This window comes from Allosphingosinicella indica (assembly GCF_900177405.1).
GTDB lineage: Bacteria > Pseudomonadota > Alphaproteobacteria > Sphingomonadales > Sphingomonadaceae > Allosphingosinicella > Allosphingosinicella indica.
In genome coordinates this window covers 1,602,047-1,618,819 of the sequence record NZ_LT840185.1, presented here as the reverse complement: position 1 = coordinate 1,618,819, position 16,773 = coordinate 1,602,047, and the positions used below count along the sequence as shown (strand labels likewise).

Below are 16,773 nucleotides of genomic sequence, written 5' to 3'. Positions count from 1 at the left end.
CGCCGGTTAGGCGAGGCGGCGGCGCGGGTCAAGCATCGGCAAAGGCGGCGTCGTCGAGGTGGAGCTCGGCCTGCGGGCGGTCTCCCCAGTCGTCGCGCTTGACGCGCCCGGCGATCCACAGGCTGCGATAGGACGGCGCCGCGAGCAGCGCCTGGCCGAGCGGACCGTCGGCCATACGAAAGCCGATCGCCTTCAGCCGCCGCCCGTCGTCGCCCGCGACGATGAGGCGCAGGTGGCCGTTGCCGACGACATCGGCCTTGACGATCCGCACCGGCCCGGCAGCGACGCGCGGGCTCGGCCAGCCGGCGCCATACGGCCCGCCTGCTTCCAGCGCATCACAGAGGTCGGGCGTCACGCCCCCGGGCGCGAGCAGCGCGTCGATGGTAAGCGACCGTCCCTGGCGCGCGCGCGCCACATCGGCGGCGAGCCGCTCCTCCAGAAAATCGGCGAGCGCGTCGATACGGCCGGCGTCGACGGTCAGCCCCGCCGCCATTGCATGGCCGCCGCCCGCGACGAGCAGCCCGCTGTCCTTGGCAGCCAGCACAGCTGCGCCAAGATCGACACCGGTGATCGACCGGCCCGACCCCTTACCGGTGCCCCCGTCCAGCGCGACCACGATCGCGGGCCGCCCCAACTTCTCCTTGAGCCGCCCGGCGACGATGCCGATCACGCCGGGGTGCCAGCCCTCGCCCGACACGATCGCGACGGCGCGATTGTCCTGCGCGGCCGCGAGCGCATCGGCGGCCTCGGAGACCGCCGCCTCGATCGCGCGGCGCTCCTCATTGTGGCGATCGAGCTCCTCGGCAAGCGATCGCGCCTCGACAGGATCGTCGGTGGTGAGCAGGCGGACGCCGAGATCGGAGCGGCCGACGCGCCCGCCGGCATTGATCCGCGGGCCGAGCGCGAAGCCGAGATCGTGGCACGCGGGCGGCTTGGTCAGCCGTGCGACCTCGGCAAGCGCGGCGAGGCCGGTGTTGCGGCGCCCCGCCATCACCTTCAGCCCCTGCGCCACGAAGGCGCGGTTGAGGCCCTTCAACTGCGCGACATCGGCAACGGTGCCGAGCGCGACGAGATCGAGCAGCTCGATCAGCTTCGGCTCCTCGCACCCCGCGAAGAAGCCGCGGGCGCGGAGGGTGCGGATCAGCGCCGCGCCGAGGAGGAAGCAGACGCCCACCGCGGCGAGATGGCCGTGGGATGCCGCCTCGCTCGCCTCGTCCAATCGGTTGGGATTGACCAGCGCGCGCGCCACCGGGAGCGCGGCAGCGCATTTGTGATGATCGACGACGACGACGTCGACGCCGGCGCCTTTCGCCATCTCGAGCGCCTCGAACGCCTGCGCGCCGCAATCGACGGTGACGATGAGCTGGGCGCCCTCTTCCGCCAGCCGGACCAGAGCTTCGCCGGACGGGCCATAGCCCTCCATCAGCCGGTCCGGGATGTAGACCGAAGGGTCGGCGCCGAGCTGGCGGAGCAGGCGGACGAGCAGCGCCGCCGAGGTCGCGCCATCGACGTCGTAATCGCCGAAGATCGTGATCCGCTCGCCGGCCGCGAGGGCATCGGCGAGCCGCTCGGCGGCGGCATCCATGTCGCGGAACAGCGAGGGATCGGGCATGAAACCGCGGATCGTCGGCGCGCGGTGCTGTTCCAGATCGGCGCGGGCGACGCCACGGGCGAGGAGGAGCTGATCGGTGAGATCGTCGGGCCGGAAGCCCGCGTCGAGCCCCTCCCCGGCCAGTGCCCGCCAGCGCCATGGCTGGCCGAGGATCGACTGCGAGACGCCGCAGACGGGCGGGGGATCGGAGGGGGTGGTCACGAGAAGAAGGTTAGTCTCGGTCTGCTTGGTCCGGAAGCCCTCCCCCTTGATGGGGGAGATGATCAGGTCGCCATGTCCCCCGGACATGGCTTTGGATTGCGGGGCAATCCAAACCTGATCATGGGTGGGGGTGGCGGTGGAGATTAAAGCGCCATTTTCGGAGACGCCACCCACCACCCCTCCCCATCAAGGGGAGGGGAACAGGATCAATCGCACCCGCCCGGCGTCTTGCGGTGCTCGCCCTTGACCCAGCGGACGGTGCCGGTGCTGGCGCGCATCACGACGCTTTCGGTGGTGACGCAATGCTTGCGGCGCTTGACGCCCTCGAGCAGCGATCCGTCGGTGACGCCGGTTGCTGCGAAGATGACGTCGCCCTGCGCGAGATCCTCAAGGTGATAGATGCGGTCCAGATTCTCGACGCCCCATTTGGCGGCGCGGCTGCGCTCGTCGTCGTTGCGGAAGACGAGGCGGCCCTGGAACTGGCCGCCGACGCAGCGCAGCGCGGCCGCGGCGAGCACGCCCTCCGGCGCGCCGCCCTGCCCCATGTAGACGTCGATCGTCGTGTCGGGATCGGTCACCGCGATCACCCCCGCGACGTCGCCGTCGGGGATGAGGTGGATGCCGCAGCCGAGCGCGCGCAGCTCCGCAATGATCGACGCGTGGCGCGGCCGGTCGAGCACGCAGGCGATGATGTCGGAAGGCTCGACGCCCTTCGCCGCGGCGATCGCGCGGACATTCTCCGCCGGGCTCTTGGCGAGATCGATCGTGCCTTCGGGGTAGCCGGGGCCGATCGCAAGCTTGTCCATATAGACGTCAGGTGCGTTAAGGAGGCAGCCCTTCTCGGCGATCGCCAGCACCGCCAGCGCATTGGGGCCGGCCTTGGCAGTGATCGTGGTGCCTTCGAGCGGATCGAGCGCAATGTCGATCGCCGGCGCATTGCCCTGCGCGCTGCCGACCTTCTCGCCGATATAGAGCATCGGCGCCTCGTCGCGCTCGCCCTCGCCGATCACCACGGTGCCGTCCATCGCCAGCGTGTTGAGCGCGGCCCGCATCGCCTCGACCGCAGCCGCGTCCGCCGCTTTCTCGTCGCCGCGGCCGATCAGCCGCGACGCCGCGACCGCCGCCGCCTCGGTGACGCGCACCATTTCGAGCACCAGCACGCGATCGAGCACCTGGCTTGCCTTCACCATTTTTTCGTGATCCCTGTTCATTCCAAGACGCTTGCGAGGGCGATTACGCGAGGGGCATGGCATTGTCGAGAATGACGCTCGCCACCGCGCTGCTGATCCTCCCCGCCGCCGGATCGGCGCAGGAGAGCGCGGTCGAGGGTAAGTATCGCGCGCTCTTCCCGACGATCGCCGAGCTGGATTGCCCGCAAGGCAGCGGCGACGACATCGTCGTGTGCGCGCGCAAGGACGAGCGCCGGTCGCCCCGCCTGCCGCTGCCGGTCGAGCCGGTGGAGGGCGCACGCGTTGCGGGCATGAGCACCACTACCGACACGATGGGTCCGGTCGATCACAACCGCTGCACGCCGGTTGGGCCCAACAAGCAATGCGGCGGCGGATTGCCGATCCCGCAGGCGATCATGCTATTGGTCGAAGCGGCAAAGATCATAGCGGACCCCGATCGCTAGGGAGCCGAAAGCCGCATCGGGCCGTTCGAAGCCCGAGCCAAGAGAAGAGGATGCGATGGCGGACCAGGACGAGCGCAAAGCGGACGCGGGCATGACGGCCGCTTTTCCGACGCTGGAAGAAATGCAGCATTGGACATCGGTGATGGGCCGCGCCCAGCAGATGATGCTGGAGCATCTTTCCGCGCAAATGAGTGAGGCGGCTGCGGCGGCGCCCGCCGCCCCCGTAGCAATGCCTGCGATCCGCTGGCCGGGCATGGAGCAGTTCGTCGATCCCGCGAAGCTTGCGCAGGCGCAGGCGGACATGTGGTCGCAGGGCATGGCGGTGTGGCAGCAGATGCTGAGCGGTACACCGGCTGCAGCGCCCGCGCCGGACGCGTCCAAGGACAAGCGTTTCGCCGCGCCGGAATGGGCGGCGAACCCGATGTTCGACATGATCCGCCAGAGCTATCTGATGATCTCCGACCGACTGCTCGGCGGCGTAGAGGCGCTTGAGGGGATCGACGAGCCTGCCCGGCGCAAGCTGCGCTTCGCGACCAAGAGCTTCGTCGATGCGATGGCGCCCTCCAATTTCGCGCTCACCAATCCGCAGGTGATGCAGCGGGCGATGGAGACGCGTGGCGAGAGCCTGCTCAAGGGGCTGGAGAACATGCTCCGAGACATGGGCAAGGGGCAGCTCACCCACACCGATGCGGACGCCTTCGAGGTCGGCCGCAATATCGCGACCACGCCGGGCAAGGTCGTCAAGCAGACCAAGCTCTATCAGCTCATCCAGTACAGCCCGGCGACCGATCAGGTGCTGGAAGTGCCGCTCGTCATCTTCCCGCCGTGGATCAACCGCTTCTACATCCTCGATCTCAACCCCAAGAAGAGCTTCATCCGCTGGGCGGTCGAGCAGGGGCTGACGGTGTTCGTCGTCTCGTGGAAATCGGCGGACGAGAGCACCGTGGACGTCGACGTCGAAGATTATGTGCTGGCGCAGGTCGATGCGATCGACACGATCCGCAAATTGCTCGACGTAGAGAGCGTCCACACCATAGGCTATTGCGTGGCGGGGACGATGCTCGCGGCGACGCTGGCGCTGCTCGCGGCGCGGGGCGAGGCCGAAAAGGTCGCCTCCGCCACCTTCTTCACCGCGCAGGTCGATTTCGCGCAGGCTGGCGATCTCAACCTCTTCGTCGGCGACGAGCAGATGGAGCTCTTGAAGCAGATTTCGGCCGACAAGGGCTATCTCGATGGCCGCTACATGGCCGCGACCTTTAACCTGCTGCGCGGTCGCGACCTCATCTGGTCCTACGTCGTGAACAATTATCTGATGGGCGAGGAGTATCCGCCGTTCGATCTGCTCCACTGGAACGGCGACACCACCAACCTGCCCGCCAAGTGGCACCAGAATTACCTCACCCAATTCTATCGCGACAATCGGCTGGTGCAGGCGGGCAGCATCACCGTCGACGGCACGCCGATCAACCTCGCCAAGGTCAAGACGCCGACCTATGTGCAGGCCGGGCGTGAGGACCATATCGCGCCGCCCGAAAGCGTGTGGAAGATCACCCATCATTTCCAGGGGCCGCTGCGCTTCGTGCTCGCGGGCTCCGGCCATATCGCCGGCGTGGTGAACCCGCCCGAGGCCGGCAAATACCAATATTGGACCAACGAGGACCGGGTCGACACGCTCGACGATTTCATCGCCGGCGCGAGCGAGACCAAGGGAAGCTGGTGGCCGGATTGGAACCGCTGGATCCGGTCGCTGAACGACGACACCGCGCTGGCGATCGGTGCGCGCAAACCCGGTGAGGGGGATTTGAAGGCGCTGGAGGATGCGCCGGGGAGCTACGTGCGAACGCGATGATCCTGCACCGCTACGTCATGCTGAACTTGTTTCAGCATCCATGCCGGTGACGATCGCGTCAGTCTCCCAGATGGACCCTGAAACAAGTTCAGGGTGACGACCGAGGGAATCTACGCACGCTCATGTTGCACTGCACAAAAAGTTCTTGAAACCGTAACATCACCTCGCTATGTTGCACCGCAGCATGAGCAGGAAGAACAGCATGACCGCCCAGAAGAAGGGTGCCGCCAAGGCGAAGCGCGCGAGCGCCAAGCCCGTCGTCGCCCAGCGGCCGGCCGCGCCGGCTCCCGCCCTCAAGGCAGACATCCCCGCCGCGGCTTCGGCCCAGGCGATCGAAACCGCGAAAGGACATGACATGAACGAGCAGATCAAGAAGACCGTCGAGACCGGCCAGCAGACCGCGCAGCAGACCGCCGAGCGCGTCCAGGCCGCCTTCGGCGACATGAACGAGCGCGCCAAGAGCGCGATGGAGCGCAACTCCAAGCTGGTCGAGGAAATGACCGACCTCACCAAGGGCAACGTCGAGGCGTTCGTCGCTTCGAGCCGCGTCGCCGCGCAGGGCTTCCAGACCCTCGGCCAGGAAGCCGCCGATTTCTCGCGCCGCAGCTTCGAGGAGGCCTCGGCCACCCTCAAGAGCTTCGCCGAAGTGAAGTCGCCGACCGACTTCTTCCGCCTGCAGAGCGAATATGCGCGCAGCGCGTTCGACTCGATGGTGTCGGAGAGCTCGAAGATGAGCGAAGCCGTGATCAAGCTCGCCGGCGAAGTCGCCGAGCCGATCACCAACCGCGCGACGATCGCCGCGGACAAGGTCAAGGCGTTCGCCGCCTAAGCCCGATCGGCTTCTGAAAACGGAAAGGGCGGCGCCTCACCGGAGGCGCCGCCCTTTTCTTTTGCGTGCCGTCTCTCGACATACCGTCTCGACGGGCTCGACGGCCGCTCGAGATGAGCGGCGGGGAATGCGTGACATCGCTCATCTCGAGCCAGCGTCGAGCGAAGCGGAGACGCGCCGTCGAGAGACGCTTCACCCCACGCTAACCATTCCACCGTCTTGCCCCCCGGGCGGCGATTGCCATATTAGAAGGGCGCGATGGAACGACCGACCGATATCACTGCCGCGGGGGACCGCCGTGAGGACGACGAAGGCACGGGCCTTGGCGTCGCCACGCGAACGCGCACCCGCACCAAGACGCCCTCGCCCTACAAGGTGCTGATGCTCAACGACGACTACACGCCAATGGAGTTCGTCGTCCTCTGCCTCCAGCGCTTCTTCCGGATGGGGATCGAGGATGCGACGCGCGTGATGCTCCACGTCCACCAGCGCGGCGTCGGCGTCTGCGGCATCTTCAGCTACGAGGTCGCCGAGACCAAAGTCAGCCAAGTGATCGACTTCGCGCGCGAGAACCAGCACCCGCTGCAATGCACGCTGGAAAAGGCCTGAACCTGACCGCTCGGTGCGCCGCTTGCGCGCGTCTCGCAAGTCTCTAGAAGCCGCGCGATGGACAAGATCATCATTCGCGGCGGCAAGCGGCTGGAAGGCCGCATCCCCATCTCCGGCGCCAAGAATGCCGCGCTGACGCTCCTCCCCTGCGCGGTGCTGACCGACGAGCCGCTGACGCTCCGCAACCTGCCGCGCCTCGCCGATGTCGACAGCTTCGGCCATCTGCTCAACCAGTTCGGCGTTTCGACCACGATCGAAGGCGCGCGGCCCGGCGATTTCGGCAGGGTGATGACCGCGCGCGCTGCGAACATCACCTCGACGGTCGCGCCTTACGACATCGTCCGCAAGATGCGCGCGTCGATCCTCGTGCTCGGCCCGTTGCTCGCGCGCTGCGGCGAGGCGACGGTGTCGCTGCCCGGGGGCTGCGCGATCGGCAACCGGCCGATCGACCTCCACCTGAAGGCGCTCGAGGCGCTCGGCGCCGAGATCGAGCTCGCCGCGGGCTATGTGAAGGCGACCGCGCCGGGCGGGCGGCTGAAGGGCGGACGGATCAATTTCTCCAACGTCTCGGTCGGCGCCACCGAGAATGCGCTGATGGCCGCGGTGCTCGCCCAGGGCGAGAGCGTGATCGAGAATGCCGCGCGCGAGCCCGAGATCACCGATCTCGCTAAATGCCTGATCGCGATGGGCGCCAAGATCGACGGCCTGCGCACCGACACGCTCACCATCCAGGGCGTCGACGAGCTGCACGGCGCGACCTATGCGGTGATGCCCGACCGGATCGAGGCGGGAAGCTACGCCTGCGCCGCCGCGATCACCGGCGGATCGCTGATCCTTGCGGGCGCGCGGCGCGAGACGATGCCGTCGATCCTCTCCAGCCTGGAAGATGCCGGCGTGACGGTGGAGGACGTGAAGGACGGCCTCAAGGTCAGCGCCAACGGGCGGCTGAAGCCGCTGTCGCTCTCCACCGCGCCGTACCCCGCCTTCCCCACCGACATGCAGGCGCAGTTCATGGCGATGCTTGCGCTCGCGGACGGCACCAGCCTCCTTACCGAGACGATCTTCGAAAACCGCTACATGCACGTCCCCGAGCTCAACCGCATGGGCGCCGAGATCGAGGTGCGCGGCCGTTCGGCGATCGTGCGCGGGGTCGAGGGTCTGGTCGGCGCGCCGGTGATGGCGACCGATCTTCGCGCCTCAATGAGCCTGATTCTCGCCGGCCTCGCCGCCGAGGGGGAGACCGAAGTCAGCCGCATCTATCACCTCGACCGCGGCTACGAGCGGCTGGAAGAGAAGCTCCAGGCCGTCGGCGCCGACATCGAGCGCGTCAGCGACGGCTAGGGCGTCAGCGTCTTTCCGAAACGGTGGCTGGTGTGCTCATAGCCCAGCCGTTCGTAGAAACGATGCGCTTCGACGCGCCGCCGGTTGCTGGTCACCTCCACCAGTCCGCAACCTTCCGCAGCGAGCAATCGCTCGGCCTCCGCCACCAGTGCCGCGCCGATCCCCGATCCGCGGCGCTCGGGGCTAACGACCAGCATGGAGATGCGGCCGACCGGCTTCGGCCGATGGAGAACATGCATGACGCTGGTGGTGAGCACGCCGATCACCGCGCCGTCGGCCGCGACGAGCACGTGCTGGCGCGCCTCGCGCACGGCCAGCATGCGCGCCGTGACCACCTCGGCATCGGCGGCATAGCCTAGGCCGTCGATCAGCGCCGCGATGGCGGGAGCGTCGGCGCGCGTCGCCGCGCGGATGGCGAGCGCGGCGCCCTCGCCGCTCACCGGGGATCGCGCGCGTAGAGATTGACCGGATCGCCCTTGTGCTCTGCGGTGCGCAGGAGGCGATAGCCGAGCCTGGCGGCGATCTTCGCGGAGGCGGCGTTTTCCGTGGCGATCATGCATACCGTGCGGCATTTGCCGTGCGTTGCCTCGAACCAGTCGATCGCGGCCTGCATCGCCTCGCCCGCATAGCCGCGGCCCCAGCGGTCAGAGGCGACGATCCAGCCGGCCTCCGGATGGTCATCGAAACCTTCGCCGAGCCCGCGATTGAGGCGGAAGAGGCCGCAGGTGCCGACGAAGGCGCCGCCGTCGCGCTCGCGAATAGTGAAGCGGTCGAAGCCGAAGGTCGCCCAGCCGCCGATCGCCGCGAGCAGGCGGCGGTAATCATCCTCGATGCTCGCCGCGCCGCCGAGGTAGCGGTGCATTTCCTCACTCGCGGTCAGCGCGTGCAGCCGATCGAAATCGTCGATCTGCCACGGCCGGAGGCGCAGCCGATCGGTCTCGATCGTCACCACAGAACTTCGGCCGTGTGGATGGTGAGCCCGACGAGGCCGCCGACGAGCGTACCGTTGATGCGGATATATTGGAGATCGCGGCCCACGGCGCCCTCCAGCCGGTTGGTGACAGTCCGCGCATCCCAGCCGCGGACGGTCTCCGAAACCAGCGTCACGATCTGCGACCCGTAGGTTGCGACCGCGCCCACGACGGCGCGCCGCGCGAATTGGTTGATCGCCGCCTTGAGTCGCGCATCCTCTTGCAACGTAGCGCCGAGTTGCTGGAGCATCTCGCCCATTCGCCCCGCCATCGCCGCTTGCGGGTCGCGCGCGGCGGCGAGCAGGCCGGCGCGGGTCTTTTCCCAGAGGCCCTCGATCCAGTCGGTCACCGCCTTGTTGCCGATGAGATCGGCCTTCCATTCCTCGACCTTGGCGCGCGTCTCGGGATCGTTCTTGAGGCTGGCGGCAAGGCGGACGAGCCCTTCCTCCGCCTTCAGCCGCAGCGGGTGATCGAGATCGACCGCCATGTCGATGGTGAGGCGCCGCAGCCCGTCGATGATCCCCTCCGCGAGCTTGTCGTCGAGCCCGGCGAGCCGCATCACCCAGCCGGCGCGGTCGTGGACCATGTTGCGGATCACATCTTCGTTCGCGTCGAGCGTCCGGCCCGCCCAGGTGATGATCGCATCGAGCATCGGGATATGGCGTTCCTGATTGATCGCAGCGTCGAGCGACTTGCCGGCGAGCGGCGAGATTTCCATCGCCTTCAGCCGCCCGGCGACCGCGCTCTTCACCATGCCGCCTAGCCGCTCCTGATCGAGCGATTCGAGCACGTCGGCGAGGAGCCGCGACGCCCCTTCACGCAAACGCCCCTCGCGCGGCGGATGGGCGAGGAAGCGGCCGACCGCGCCCGCGACGTCGAACGTCCGCATCCGCCGCGCGATCACCGACGCGGTGAGGAAATTGTCCTTGAGGAAGGAGGCGAGCGCCCCTCCGATCCGGTCCTTGTTGCGCGGGATGATCGCGGTGTGCGGAATGGGGATGCCGAGCGGGTGGCGGAACAGCGCCGTCACCGCGAACCAGTCGGCGAGCCCGCCGACCATCGCCGCCTCGGCAAAGGATTTGACGAACCCCCAGGCAGGATGCGTCTCCGCCATGTAGCTCGCGAGGCCGAAGATGCCGGCCATCAGCACCAGCATGCCGGTGGCGACGGTGCGCATCCGCCCCGCGCCGCTCTGGACGGGCGACAGGCGCGCGGCCTCGGGCTGGGCGGACGGCGTCATTCCGCCCTCAATAGCCGAAACCGGCTAAAGGTTCACTCCGCGGGTTGCGGTGCCGGCCCGTGATCCTGCGGACCCTTGTAGGTAAGCATCCGCCCGAGCTTCGGCCCGAGCCATTTCTCGAAGCTGTCGGCAAGGCTGAACGAGGCTGGGACGATGACAAGGGTCAGCACCGTCGAGAGCAGCAGCCCGCCGATCACCGTGATGCCCATCGGCTGCCGCCACGCGCCGTCGCCCGAGAGCGACAGAGCGGTCGGCACCATGCCGGCGACCATCGCCACCGTCGTCATCACGATCGGCTGGGCGCGCTTGTGGCCGGCATCGATGATCGCCTCCAGCTTGGGCACCCCCTTGTCCATCTCCTCCAGCGCGAAGTCGATCAGCAGGATCGAGTTCTTGGCGACGATGCCGAGCAGCATGAGGAGGCCGATGAACACCGGCATCGAGACCGGCATGCCGGCGATGTGCAGCGCCAGCGCACCGCCGAGCGGGGCGAGCAGCAGCGAGCCCATGTTCACGAACGGCGGCATCACCCGCTTGTAGAGCAGCACCAGCACCGCGAAGACCAGCATCACGCCCGAGATCACCGCGACGACGAAATTCTGCAGCATCTCCATCTGGAACTTGCTGTCGCCGGCGTTGATCTTCTGGACGCCCTGCACATTGCCGTCGAGGATCGCCTTCATCGTCGGCAGCGCGTTCAATTTGGTCATCGCTTGGCTCGTGACGAGGCCGGGCGCGAGATCGGCACCGATCACGACGCGGCGGATCTGGTTGAAGCGGCGGATCTGCGTCGGGCCGGCGCCGAACTGCACGTCGGCCACCACCTTCAGCGGCACCGAGCCGCCGTCCGCGGTCGGCACCGGCAGATTCTCGAGCGTCGAAAGATTTCGGCGCGAATTCTCGTCGAGCGCGACGCGGATCGGAATCTGGCGGTCGCTCAGCGAGAATTTGGCGCTGTTCTGATCGATGTCGCCCAGCGTCGCGATGCGGATCGTCTGGCTGAGCGCCGACGTGGTGACGCCCATGTCGGCGGCAAGGTCGAGCCGCGGCTTGATGATCACCTCAGGCCGCTGCATGTCGCCCTGCACGCGCGGCTGGCGTAGCTCCGGCAGCGTCGCCATCTCGCCGACCAGCTTGTTCGCCGTCCGCTCGAGCAGCGCGGGATCGTCGCTGCCGAGCATGATGATGATGTCGCGGCCGAAACCGCCGCCTGATTGCGACTGGAAGTTCACCCGTGCGTCCGCGACCTTGGAGAACATTGGCGCCGTCTTGCGCTCCCACTCGACGCTGGAGATCGGCTTGTCGTCCCGCAGCGTCAGATAGATGGTCGCGGCGGTCGGGTTGATGTCCGAGAAGGCCGATTCGACCACCGCAGTGTCGGCGGAGAGCTTGGCGGCCACGTCCTGCGTTACGCGGCGCGTCTGCTCGAGCGTGCTGCCCGGCACCATCTCGATCTGGACCTGGCTGTAATCCTGGTCGACCGAAGGCTGGAAGGTCAGCGGCAGCGTCGCGAACGCCGCGATGGTGAGCGCGAACGCGCCGCCGCCGCCGATAAGCACCGTCTTCCAGCGGTTGCGCAGGCTCCAGCGCAGCACATCCATATAGCGGTCGATCAGCCAGCCTTCGCCATGCTTGGCCTCGCCGTGCGCTTCTAGAAAATAGGCCGCGATCATTGGCGTTATCAGGCGCGCCACGGCAAGGCTCATCAGCACCGCGACGACGACGGTCATGCCGAACTGGGTGAAGAACTGGCCGGTGAGGCCGGGCATCAGCCCGACGGGGAGGAACACCGCGACGATCGACATGGTGGTGGCGAGCACCGCGAGCCCGATCTCGTCGGCCGCCTCGATCGACGCCTGATACGCGGATTTGCCCATCCGCATATGGCGCACGATATTCTCGATCTCCACGATCGCATCGTCGACCAGCACGCCGGCGACGAGGCTGAGCGCGAGCAGCGACAGCGTGTTGAGCGTGAAGCCCATCATGTCCATGAACCAGAAGGCCGGGATCGCCGACAACGGGATGGCGAGCGCCGAGATGAGCGTGGCGCGCCAGTCGCGCAGGAACAGGAACACCACGATGACGGCGAGGACGGCGCCCTCGATCATCGCCAGCATCGCCGAGTGATATTGCATCTTGGTGTATTTGACGCTGCTGAAAAGCTGCTTGAACTTGACCTTGGGGTTCTCCTTTTCGAGCTTCTCGATCTGCTTCAGCGCCTCGTCATAGACGGTGACGTCCGAAGAGCCCTTGGCCTTCGACATCGAGAAGCTCGTCACCTGGCGGCCGCCGGCGACGGAGAAATTGCGCTGCTCAGCATACATGTCGCGCACGTCGGCGATGTCGGAGAGCCTGACGGTCCGCCCGCCGCCGACAGCGATCTGCGTTTCGCCCAGCGTGAAGGCGTTGGTAGCGTTGCCGAGCACGCGCACCGACTGTTCGGCGCCGGCGATCTCGGTCCGGCCGCCCGCGGCGTTGAGATTGACCTGGCGGAGCTGCTGGTTGACCTGAACCGCGGTCAGCCCCTGCGCCTGGAGCTTGGCGGGATCGAGGATGACGCGGATCTCGCGACTGACGCCGCCGCCGCGCTGTACCTGCGCCATGCCGGGCACGCCGAGCAGCCGCTTGGCGACCGTATTGTCCACGTACCAGCTCAGCTCCTCCAGCGTCATATCGGTCGCTTCGGCGCTGAAATAGGCCATCGGTCCGCCCTCGATGTCCATCCGCACCACCTGCGGCTCGAGGATGCCGTCGGGAAGCTGGCTGCGGACCTGATCGATCGCGTTGCGCACGTCGTTCATCGCGCGGTCGACGGGGGTGCCGATGTCGAACTGGACGATGGTGAAGCTCTCGCCCTCGCGCGCGATCGAGGTGATCTCGTCGACGCCGCTTATGCCGCGCACCGCCGCCTCGACGCGCTGGGTGACCTGCGTCTCGAGCTCCGCGGGCGCCGCGCCCGGCTGGTTGACGGTCACCGTCACGGCGGGGAAGCTGATGTCGGGCATCGCATTGATGTCCATCCGCATGAAGCTGACCATGCCGGCCAGCGTCAGCGCGACGAACAGCACGATCGGGGTCACCGGGTTGCGGATCGACCAGGCCGAGATGTTGCGGAAGTTCATATGCCCAGCGTCCCTGCTGCCGTTCAGCGCGCCGCAGCGCGGACCGGATTGACCTTGTCGCCCGGATTGAGAAATGCGCCCGCCGACTGGACGACCGGCTCATTGCCCTGCAGTCCGCCGATAATGGTGACGCCCTTGTCCGTCACCTGACCGACCTGCACGTCGCGGCGCACGACCTTGTTCTCGCCCGAGACGATATAGACGTAGCTGCCCTTGGCATCGTTCTGCACCGCCGATTCGGGGAGCAGCGGCGCATCGACCTGTCCGGAAACGATTTGCGCGGTGGCGAAGCCGCCCGGCCGCAGCAGAGGATTATAGGCGAGCGTGATGCGCGCGATGCCCTGCCGCGTCTGCGGATCGATGACGGGGGAGACCTGCCACACCTGGCCCGTGAACGACTGGCTGGAGCCGACCGGGGTGACCGTCGCCGGGATGCCGGCGCTGACCCGCGCCAGATCCTCCTGCGACATGCGCGCGCGCAACTCCATCTGACCGCCCATGGCGATGCGGAACAAAGCGCCCGAGCCCGGACCGACCACCTGGCCCGGCTCGACCATGCGATCGAGCACCAGCCCCGCTGCCGGCGCGCGCACGTCGAGACGGCCGATCCGCGCGCGGGTTTCGGCGAGCTGCGCCTGGGCCACCTTCACGCGGGCGTTGGCCGCGTCGCGCGTCGCGATGCGCCGCTCGACGTCCGCCTTGGAAATGAAGCCGCGGCCGACGAGGCTCTGCGCACGCTCCAGCTCCTGCTGGGCAAGGCGCGCGTCGGCGCGGGCGACGTCGATCGAAGCAGCGAGCTGCTGCGCCTGCTGCGATTGCACCGAACGCTCGATCACCGCGAGCGTCTGGCCCGCGGATACCCAGGCGCCCGGCTCCACCATCACGCGGGTGACCTCGCCGCCTTCGCCCGACACGCCGACCGGCATGTCGCGGCGGGCGGCGAGCGATCCGGTCGCCGAGATGGCGCGCTCGACCTGCGTGCGGCCCGGCACGACCACCGTAACGGTCGGCATCGCCTGACCGCCCGGCTCGGCACCCGGCGCGGCGCCGCCGCCGCGGCCCATGATGAGATAGAAAGCCAGTGCCGCGGCGGCCAGCGCCACCACCACGCCGATGATGATCCGCCGCTTACGCCGTGCGATCATCGCCGCGCCGTCGACATCGTCATCCTGCAGCGGATCGCGCTTCCAGCTCGCCGTTTCGAAATTCATCGTCTTCATCATCCCCGCACCGCAACGCCAGCGGCCCCTGCAGCCGCACAACTGTATTACCCGAATATAGCACCAAGCTCAAGCGGCATTCGTGCATCGCGCCCAACCCCTCGCAAGACCCGCTCGCGCGCCCATACACCGGAATGTGCGAGCGCTCCATGAACGGCGGTCGAAAAATTGTGCACTTTGGTCGCAACCTTTGCGGGGTCGATCCGCTTTGGATACGGATGCGTTACGAACGCGCGAAAGGGAGCAACGCCATATGCTGGGCACGTACAGTTTTCTCGGTTGGATCGTCGTCGGAGCGGTCGCCGGCATTCTTGCCAAGGTCATCATGCCTGGGCGCGATCCGGGTGGCTGCATCGTCACCATATTGCTGGGCATCGGCGGTGCGCTGGTCGCGGGTTTCATCGGCAATGCGATGGGCTGGTACAGCCAGGGTCAGGCGGGCGGCTGGATCGCGGCTACGCTGGGCGCCATCCTCATACTCTGGATCTACCGAATGATCTCGGCGCGCCGCTGAACGGAAGCTGTCGTTCCGGTTCAGATTCGTTGCAGCCGGTCCGTGCTTTTGGCGGGCCGAGCCGTTGATGCGGCCGAATCCACAGGGAGTATCCACATGATCCGTTCGTTGACCGTTGCTTCGCTGATCGCGCTTTCGGCCGCAGCGGTGCCTGCCTCCGCGCAGGTTTCGCCGGGCGCAGCCGTGCCGGTGCAGACGATTTCCGGCACGCGCCTCGACATTGTCGCGACCGGCGAGATCAACCGCGTGCCCGATGTGGCGCGAATCAGCGCCGGCGTGGTGACGCAGGCACAATCGGCGAGCGAGGCGATCCGCGGCAATTCCGCGCAGATGGCCAAGGTGATGGCGGCGCTGAAGCGCGCCGGGATCGCCGAGCGCGACATCCAGACGAGTACGATCAGCCTCAACCCCGAATATCGCTACGCCGACAACCAGCCGCCGGTGCTGACCGGCTATCGCGCCTCCAACCAGGTTGACGTGCGCTTCCGCGACATCGCTCAGACCGGCAAGATCCTTGATGCGCTGGTCGCCGAGGGCGCCAACCAGATCAACGGCCCCAACCTGATGATCGACAAGCCCGAGGCGGCGATGGACGAGGCACGCCAGCAGGCGCTGAAGACTGCGCAGGCCCGCGCCGATCAATATGCCCGCGCGCTCGGCAAGCGGGTGGTGCGCATCCTCTCGATCAGCGAATCGGGGGCGCAGCCGCCCTATCCGATGCCGGTCGCGGTGCAGAGCTTCGCCCGCGATGGCGCGGCCGAGGCCAAGATCGCGCCGGGCGAGCAGACGATCAGCACCACGCTGCAGGTCAGCTTCGAAATCCAGTGACTGCGAAAGAGGCTCCGCGAGCGATCGCGGAGCCCCTCGCGAACCATGCCGGTCGACCCGGCGCGGTTTTAGAATTTGCGTTGGCGCTCGTAGAGCGACTTGTAATGCTGGATGCGGGTCACGCGCAGTCCCGGCATGCCCGAGCGGTCCACCGCGCGTTGCCACCCGGCGAATTCCTCGAGGCTGAGGCCGTAGCGCTCGCACACCTCGTCCACCGAAAGCAGCCCGCCGTTCACCGCCGACACCACTTCCGCCTTGCGGCGCACCACCCATCGCGTGGTGCCCTTGGGCGGAAGCGAATCCACCGTCAGCGGCTCTCCCAACGGACCGATCACCTGCGCGGGACGGATTTTCTGATTCTCGATCATTCCTACCTCAAAGCCTAACCGTCCTGCCGTCGCCTCACCTCTAGCCCTGCGTCCTTTGAGGAACGCTAAAGCGCGAAGGTAAATGCGCCGGTCATTTCGGTTGACGACGCCCGCAGAAGTGCCGCCACCCGTGGATTGAAGCTGCCCCGCTGCACCGCGACGGCCTCGCGCCGGCACGGTCCGCCCGCCAGAACGTCAACCAGCGCATGGCCGGTCACCGTCCGGGCGGACGCCGCGGCCGCCGCTGCCTTCGCCGCAACGCTTGCGCGCTGCGCCGCCGACAGGCCGGCCGTCAGCAGGCGGAAATCCGGCCGCGCCACGCTTTCGCCCGACAACGGAACCCGGAAGCCGCTCAAATCCATGTCCCCGGTCTTAGCGGGGAAGGCTGAAGACGAGGTAAAGGGCGGCTTACGGGTGGGCGCGGGGGCCGTCA

The 16,773-nt window shown here is 67.5% G+C and carries 16 protein-coding genes; 7 read left to right on the top strand and 9 right to left on the bottom strand.

Going from position 1 to position 16,773, the window contains the following annotated elements; genetic code table 11:
- Nucleotides 1-28: 28 nt before the first annotated feature.
- Together recJ and glpX are read right to left on the bottom strand one after the other, a co-directional pair.
- Entirely contained in the window at nucleotides 29-1,813 is a 1,785-nt protein-coding gene (gene recJ / locus B9N75_RS07985) for a single-stranded-DNA-specific exonuclease RecJ (protein ID WP_244552296.1), read from the bottom strand.
- 206 nt (nucleotides 1,814-2,019) lie between these two features.
- Nucleotides 2,020-3,003 carry a class II fructose-bisphosphatase gene (gene glpX / locus B9N75_RS07980; RefSeq protein ID WP_085219477.1) on the bottom strand — a complete coding sequence of 328 codons (984 nt, stop codon included), beginning with the start codon at nucleotides 3,001-3,003 and terminating at the stop codon, nucleotides 2,020-2,022.
- A gap of 56 nt (nucleotides 3,004-3,059) precedes the next feature.
- Here glpX and B9N75_RS07975 point away from each other — a divergent pair, with 56 nt between their 5' ends.
- The 5 genes from B9N75_RS07975 (at nucleotide 3,060) to murA (ending at nucleotide 8,074) form a co-directional block, all read left to right on the top strand.
- Nucleotides 3,060-3,446, top strand: a complete 387-nt coding sequence (locus B9N75_RS07975; protein WP_157123751.1) for a hypothetical protein — start codon at nucleotides 3,060-3,062, stop codon at nucleotides 3,444-3,446.
- A gap of 55 nt (nucleotides 3,447-3,501) precedes the next feature.
- The gene (locus B9N75_RS07970) at nucleotides 3,502-5,295 is read left to right on the top strand and encodes a PHA/PHB synthase family protein (protein WP_085218311.1); all 1,794 of its coding nucleotides are present in this window, start codon (nucleotides 3,502-3,504) and stop codon (nucleotides 5,293-5,295) included.
- 202 nt (nucleotides 5,296-5,497) lie between these two features.
- A complete protein-coding gene (locus B9N75_RS07965) occupies nucleotides 5,498-6,124 on the top strand; it encodes a phasin family protein (RefSeq protein ID WP_244552295.1) in 627 nt (208 codons plus the stop codon).
- Nucleotides 6,125-6,382: 258 nt separating this feature from the next.
- A complete protein-coding gene (gene clpS, locus B9N75_RS07960; RefSeq protein WP_085218309.1) occupies nucleotides 6,383-6,733 on the top strand; it encodes an ATP-dependent Clp protease adapter ClpS in 351 nt (116 codons plus the stop codon).
- Nucleotides 6,734-6,790: 57 nt separating this feature from the next.
- Nucleotides 6,791-8,074 (top strand): UDP-N-acetylglucosamine 1-carboxyvinyltransferase, encoded by a 1,284-nt coding sequence (gene murA, locus B9N75_RS07955; protein ID WP_085218308.1) that lies wholly within the window; start codon nucleotides 6,791-6,793, stop codon nucleotides 8,072-8,074.
- Here the strand turns inward: murA and B9N75_RS07950 are convergent.
- The 5 genes from B9N75_RS07950 to B9N75_RS07930 are packed head-to-tail and all read right to left on the bottom strand — an operon-like array spanning nucleotide 8,071 to nucleotide 14,621.
- Nucleotides 8,071-8,514, bottom strand: coding sequence for a GNAT family N-acetyltransferase (locus B9N75_RS07950; RefSeq protein ID WP_172840847.1), 444 nt, complete (start codon nucleotides 8,512-8,514; stop codon nucleotides 8,071-8,073). The genes murA and B9N75_RS07950 overlap by 4 nt on opposite strands.
- On the bottom strand, nucleotides 8,511-9,023 hold the full coding sequence (locus B9N75_RS07945) for a GNAT family N-acetyltransferase (RefSeq protein ID WP_172840846.1): 513 nt from the start codon (nucleotides 9,021-9,023) through the stop codon (nucleotides 8,511-8,513). The genes B9N75_RS07950 and B9N75_RS07945 overlap by 4 nt, the downstream gene beginning before the upstream one ends.
- Complete coding sequence (locus B9N75_RS07940) at nucleotides 9,020-10,285, bottom strand: DUF445 domain-containing protein (RefSeq protein WP_085218306.1); 1,266 nt, start codon at nucleotides 10,283-10,285, stop codon at nucleotides 9,020-9,022. The genes B9N75_RS07945 and B9N75_RS07940 overlap by 4 nt, the downstream gene beginning before the upstream one ends.
- Nucleotides 10,286-10,317: 32 nt before the next feature.
- Nucleotides 10,318-13,410, bottom strand: coding sequence for an efflux RND transporter permease subunit (locus tag B9N75_RS07935; protein WP_085218305.1), 3,093 nt, complete (start codon nucleotides 13,408-13,410; stop codon nucleotides 10,318-10,320).
- 23 nt (nucleotides 13,411-13,433) lie between these two features.
- The gene (locus B9N75_RS07930; protein WP_085219475.1) at nucleotides 13,434-14,621 is read right to left on the bottom strand and encodes an efflux RND transporter periplasmic adaptor subunit; all 1,188 of its coding nucleotides are present in this window, start codon (nucleotides 14,619-14,621) and stop codon (nucleotides 13,434-13,436) included.
- 262 nt (nucleotides 14,622-14,883) lie between these two features.
- Here B9N75_RS07930 and B9N75_RS07925 point away from each other — a divergent pair, with 262 nt between their 5' ends.
- Together B9N75_RS07925 and B9N75_RS07920 are read left to right on the top strand one after the other, a co-directional pair.
- Entirely contained in the window at nucleotides 14,884-15,144 is a 261-nt protein-coding gene (locus B9N75_RS07925) for a GlsB/YeaQ/YmgE family stress response membrane protein (protein ID WP_085218304.1), read from the top strand.
- A gap of 96 nt (nucleotides 15,145-15,240) precedes the next feature.
- Complete coding sequence (locus B9N75_RS07920; protein ID WP_085218303.1) at nucleotides 15,241-15,972, top strand: SIMPL domain-containing protein; 732 nt, start codon at nucleotides 15,241-15,243, stop codon at nucleotides 15,970-15,972.
- Between the two features lie 68 nt (nucleotides 15,973-16,040).
- On the opposite strand, the gene sciP is transcribed toward B9N75_RS07920, so the two are convergent.
- Nucleotides 16,041-16,340: a CtrA inhibitor SciP gene (gene sciP / locus B9N75_RS07915; RefSeq protein ID WP_085218302.1), complete on the bottom strand. Its 300-nt coding sequence runs from the start codon at nucleotides 16,338-16,340 to the stop codon at nucleotides 16,041-16,043.
- Nucleotides 16,341-16,405: 65 nt separating this feature from the next.
- Nucleotides 16,406-16,702: a hypothetical protein gene (locus tag B9N75_RS07910; protein ID WP_085218301.1), complete on the bottom strand. Its 297-nt coding sequence runs from the start codon at nucleotides 16,700-16,702 to the stop codon at nucleotides 16,406-16,408.
- Nucleotides 16,703-16,773 lie beyond the last annotated feature (71 nt).

Coding starts and splice junctions, on each gene's coding strand:
- B9N75_RS07920 (WP_085218303.1), top strand. CDS start 15,241: ATGATCCGTTCGTTGACCGTTGCTTCGCTGATCGCGCTTTCGGCCGCA.
- B9N75_RS07970 (WP_085218311.1), top strand. CDS start 3,502: ATGGCGGACCAGGACGAGCGCAAAGCGGACGCGGGCATGACGGCCGCT.
- B9N75_RS07965 (WP_244552295.1), top strand. CDS start 5,498: ATGACCGCCCAGAAGAAGGGTGCCGCCAAGGCGAAGCGCGCGAGCGCC.
- B9N75_RS07910 (WP_085218301.1), bottom strand. CDS start 16,702: ATGGATTTGAGCGGCTTCCGGGTTCCGTTGTCGGGCGAAAGCGTGGCG.
- B9N75_RS07930 (WP_085219475.1), bottom strand. CDS start 14,621: ATGAATTTCGAAACGGCGAGCTGGAAGCGCGATCCGCTGCAGGATGAC.
- B9N75_RS07935 (WP_085218305.1), bottom strand. CDS start 13,410: ATGAACTTCCGCAACATCTCGGCCTGGTCGATCCGCAACCCGGTGACC.
- murA (WP_085218308.1), top strand. CDS start 6,791: ATGGACAAGATCATCATTCGCGGCGGCAAGCGGCTGGAAGGCCGCATC.
- glpX (WP_085219477.1), bottom strand. CDS start 3,003: ATGGTGAAGGCAAGCCAGGTGCTCGATCGCGTGCTGGTGCTCGAAATG.
- B9N75_RS07975 (WP_157123751.1), top strand. CDS start 3,060: ATGGCATTGTCGAGAATGACGCTCGCCACCGCGCTGCTGATCCTCCCC.
- clpS (WP_085218309.1), top strand. CDS start 6,383: ATGGAACGACCGACCGATATCACTGCCGCGGGGGACCGCCGTGAGGAC.
- B9N75_RS07940 (WP_085218306.1), bottom strand. CDS start 10,285: ATGACGCCGTCCGCCCAGCCCGAGGCCGCGCGCCTGTCGCCCGTCCAG.
- B9N75_RS07925 (WP_085218304.1), top strand. CDS start 14,884: ATGCTGGGCACGTACAGTTTTCTCGGTTGGATCGTCGTCGGAGCGGTC.
- sciP (WP_085218302.1), bottom strand. CDS start 16,340: ATGATCGAGAATCAGAAAATCCGTCCCGCGCAGGTGATCGGTCCGTTG.